This window comes from Streptomyces sp. NPDC058632 (assembly GCF_042717095.1).
Taxonomy (GTDB): Bacteria; Actinomycetota; Actinomycetes; order Streptomycetales; family Streptomycetaceae; genus Streptomyces.
Genome location: NZ_JBHXQZ010000184.1, coordinates 1 through 4,209, shown reverse-complemented (window position 1 = coordinate 4,209; position 4,209 = coordinate 1). Strand labels below are relative to the sequence as shown.

Sequence of the window (4,209 nt, the reverse complement as noted above, 5' to 3'; positions counted from 1 at the left end):
CAGGCCATGCGTGAGCACGGCCACAAGGGCTACGTCACCGGCCAGCTCCTGCGCATCAGCCTGCTCGACGGCAGGACCGAGTTCATCAACGCCGGCCACCCCTGGCCACTGCGCATACGGGACGGACGGGTGCAGGAGATCGTTCCAGAAGTCGATATGCCGTTCGGCTTCCAGATCCCCCACACCTACCGGGTCCAATCGCTGGACATACGGCCGGGTGACCGGCTGGTGATGCTCACCGACGGCATGCTGGAGCGCAACGCCAACAGCCTCGACCTGTCGGACATGATCGTCCGCACCCGCACCCTGCATCCCCGCGAAGCCGCCCGCACCCTCATCGCGGCGATCGCCGACGCCAACCAGGGCCACCTGCAGGACGACGCGACCGTCATGTGCCTGGACTGGCACGGCATCGACCATTCCCAGCGGGACGCCGAAACCGGCGCCGACCTCGCCGACGCCTCCGCACCGTCACGGACGGGGCGGACCGCTCCTGGACACTGACCCGAGGGCTGCTCCGGCAGCCGGCTTCGGCCGGCGACCACAACCACCACACCGATGACCAACAGGCAGAACACGCCCTTGGCCACCGCTCACCGCTCCGATGACACCGAGCACGACGGTCACGACGGTCACGACGACCAGTGGGAGGGAAAAGTCGTCCGTGCCACCTCGCGGCGGGAGAAGGCGCGCTGTCGCGGTCAGGGGGCGGTCAGGGAGATGGCGGTGCAGTGCGCGGTGAAAGCCGCCACGGTCAGCGCGTGGAAGACCTCGTGGAAGCCGAACCAGCGGGGTGAAGCCTCGATGGGGGTGCCGTTGTCGACGAGCCACCGGGGCCCGGCCCGTCGTGCAGGCAGTCGTCGCCGGGACGGCCGGAGGAGTCGTCTGCTGTCATCCGCACCTCTCCGCAGACCACGTGGAGGGGCCCTGGTGCCGTACTGGCACCAGGGCCCCGAAGGAACTGCTACACCATCTGGAAGGAACTGCTACACCATCTGCCGGCCGTAGTACCGCGCCGGCCTACTTGTTCCGCAGGCCCACCCGGGGGGAGAGCGGGCAATGCGGGGATCGCGCATGCGTGACCGGAGACCACCTCACCAACGATGTCCTGCGGTACCCGGGCTCAAGCCGTCCGCCCGGGCGATCCTGATGGCGCTCAACTCCTCCGTTCTTCCCTCGAATCAATCACTTGCCAAGCGGAACTGCGTACTGCTGGTGATGCGAACCACCCGGTGGCCTGCGACAGCGCCACTCTCCGGCAGCCAGCCCCGTCGCCCGTCCTGCGTCTGCCCTGGCTTGGAACCCCACTGCCGAACCTCCCGGTACGCGCGCCCGCGGCCGACGCCTTTACCGGGGAACCACTGACAACCGCACCGCTGGTACTGCGAACCGCACATACGGAACTGCTACTGCGTGCACCGCGTACCGCTCACGGCGGCCCCTGATCACTGCGGGCCACCCGGTCCGGTCGTCAGTCCCGTCACCGTCCTGCGACAACCCTGGCTCCGGAACTCCACCACCGCACCGCTCTGCGAACTGCGTGTACCACTGCCCGGCAGTTCATCCCTGCCGGGCCCTGCTCGATCTCGACTACGAGAGAAACCATAACCACACCACCACCCAATGTCTACTCCCGGCGACATAGATTTTCGTGCGCCGGTCGGAGAGACAGTCGGTCTCAACCACCGATGGAGGCGCGGCGGCACCTGCACCCTGCACCTGACCGCGCAATCGCCGACGATCCCAACGAGCGCTGACGACGGGCCGGCTGCCCATCGGCCTCACCGGCGCCGACACTCCTTGCCTGCCGGTCAGCCGGAAGAGCGCGGTCGACTGCGACCACCCAGCCGCCGGCATCGGAGTTCTGGGCGGAGCCCTTCCCCGGCCGGCTGGGCACCGTCGGCCTTCGCCTGCGCCACCAGTTGCCCTACCGGGGCCCAATCCAGCACCGGCTCCGTCGCCTCCCCCATGGACGTCTTCGAACGCATACGCTGCTTCACGGTGTTCCTCCGGGGAGACTCGCCAGTCCCAACTGGCGCTTCCTGACCAGGAGTTACACCACTCAACTCACCGTACGGATCCGCGTCCCGGAGCAGCGCCCCGGTGCCGAACAGGGCGCGGGCGACGGCCTCCCGGACCGCTTCGGAGACGCCTTGGGTGCGGCCCCGTTCCAGGCGGACGTAGTGGTCGACGCTGACCCCGGCGAGCCGGGCGACTTCCTCGCGGTGCAGGCCCGGAACGCGGCGGGGCCCGGCATGGGGGGGTGAGGCCGGCCTGTTCGGGGGTGATCCGGGCGCGGCGGGTGCGCGGGAACTCACGGACCTCGGTGCTGCGGTCCATGGGTTCACCGTACGGCGGGCCCGGGTGCCGGTGAGGCCGCACGGGAGGTACTGGCAGGCCCCCGGTGAAGGGGTGCCCCTTGGGGCGGCCCGAACGGGTCCGGCGGGTGGTTGCCTGGATGGCGGGCCCTCTGATCTGCACCGAGTATGGCACTCGAAGGGTCCGCCTCGTCCGCTTGACGCGCTGTCCCACTTGCCGCGCCGCCTGTCCCGGGGAAGGACATGTCCCTCATGGCCCCAAAACTGACCGGTACCGTCGCACTCGTCACCGGAGCGAGCAGCGGTATCGGCGCTGCCACCGCCCGCCGGCTCGCCGGGCAGGGCGCCTCGGTCGCCGTGGTGGCCCGCCGCAAGGACCGCCCGGAGACGCCGGCCACCGAGATCACGCGGGCCGGCGGCACCGCGCTGGCGGTGGAGGCGGACATCACCGACCGCGACCAGGCCGAAACATCCGTACGGCAGACGGTGGAGCGGTTCGGGCGGCTGGACATCCTGGTCGGCAACGCCGGGCTGATGCCGCTGGGCCCGGTCGTCGGCGCGGACCCCCAGGAATGGGAGCGCGTGATCGCCGTCAACGTCCGGGGCCTGCTCCACACCACCCACGCCGCTCTGCCGCACCTGCTCAAGGCCGCTGAAGAGGGCCCGCGGCAGGTCGCCGACATCGCCGACATCAGCTCGGTCGCCGGCCGCCGGGCATCGGCGGACTTCGGGGTCTACGACCTCACCGAGTTCGGCGTGAACGGGTTCACCGAGTCACTGCGCCAGGAGCCGGCCGACCGGCACGTGCGGGTGGGTGTCCTGGAGCCGGGCGCCGTCGACACCGAGCTGGGATCGCACAACAACGACACCGTTCACGCGGAGACGCTCGACCCGTTCAACGAGCAGCACGAGCGCCACGACGAGGCGGACATGGCCGCCGTCGACCGGCTGACCCCGCCGAACGAACGGAGAACGACCATGGAGTACACCCGGCCGGGGTCATCGGGCCTCAAGCCGCATCGTCCTACGACGTCCGGGCGTCGGCGAGCATCCTGGAGCGCAGCACCAGCGGGCACCACGGTTCGCCTTCAGTGCCGCCGTGGCATGAACTCCGGTGGGACCGGGTAACTGCGGGACCCGGGCCTCCCACACGGCGGCAGCGGACCGTTCGACGAGCGGTCGGCCGACCGGCCCATCCGTTCAGGGGCCCTGTGATGCAATGGCATCTGCCCGGCATCGGGCTTGGCTCCGGCCCCTCGCGCACGTGGGACGGAGCCCTGAGCGCCAGCGAGGAGCGAGGAGTCGCCGTGACCGTACGCGGGCCTGACGGGGACAGTGGGCCGACCACTCGTACTCCCGGGAACGGGGGTGGCCGGAGCAGGGCGATGACGTTGGCGGGGGCGCTGGCGGCGGCGGAGGCCGCGGCGCCCGTGGAGTCGCTCGACGTGGTCGCGGGCATGCTCAGGGAGCGCCTCGGGGCCGTGTCGGTGTCGTTCCTGATCACCGACTTCACCGGCGGTTCGGTCGTACGGCTGGGGGCGGCGGGCAGCGTCGACACCGATGAGCCGGTCCGGCGCATCTCCCTGCGGGGCACCCTGTACGACGATGTGATCCGTACCCAGCGGCCGGGCGTGGAGGACAAGGGTGAGGGCGCGTTGGTGCGGATCGTCGCCCCGGTGACCAACCGGGGGGACGCCATCGGGCTCCTCGAACTGTTCCTGCCCGCGGCGCCGGACGCGGAGGTGATGCGGGAGATCGGCGAGACCGCGCACGCCCTGGCGTACATCGTCATCGCGAACCGGTCCTTCACCGACGTGTACCAGTGGGGCCGCCGGACCAAGCCGCTGAGTCTGGCCGCGGAGATCCAGCACCGGCTGCTCCCGGCGTCGCT

Annotated in this window: 2 protein-coding genes and 3 pseudogenes; 3 read left to right on the top strand and 2 right to left on the bottom strand. The window is 70.6% G+C overall.

Annotated features, from left to right (window positions below):
* A partial coding sequence (locus ACFWVE_RS34785) for a PP2C family protein-serine/threonine phosphatase (protein ID WP_384023196.1) occupies positions 1–504 on the top strand: 504 nt, incomplete at its 5' end.
* A gap of 197 nt (positions 505–701) precedes the next feature.
* On the opposite strand, the pseudogene ACFWVE_RS34780 reads toward ACFWVE_RS34785, so the two are convergent.
* Both ACFWVE_RS34780 and ACFWVE_RS34775 read right to left on the bottom strand, forming a co-directional pair.
* A pseudogene (locus tag ACFWVE_RS34780) lies at positions 702–803 on the bottom strand (hemolysin III family protein); the annotation flags it as partial.
* 1,308 nt (positions 804–2,111) lie between these two features.
* Positions 2,112–2,340, bottom strand: a pseudogene (locus ACFWVE_RS34775) (transcriptional regulator); the annotation flags it as partial.
* 230 nt (positions 2,341–2,570) lie between these two features.
* On the opposite strand from ACFWVE_RS34775, the gene ACFWVE_RS34770 reads away from it, so the two are divergent.
* Complete coding sequence (locus ACFWVE_RS34770; RefSeq protein ID WP_384023193.1) at positions 2,571–3,446, top strand: SDR family NAD(P)-dependent oxidoreductase; 876 nt, start codon at positions 2,571–2,573, stop codon at positions 3,444–3,446.
* 257 nt (positions 3,447–3,703) lie between these two features.
* Positions 3,704–4,209: pseudogene (locus ACFWVE_RS34765) on the top strand (serine/threonine-protein phosphatase); the annotation flags it as partial.

Bases quoted from the DNA above. Each gene is read 5' to 3' on its own strand.
- ACFWVE_RS34770 (WP_384023193.1), top strand. From the start codon at position 2,571: ATGGCCCCAAAACTGACCGGTACCGTCGCACTCGTCACCGGAGCGAGC.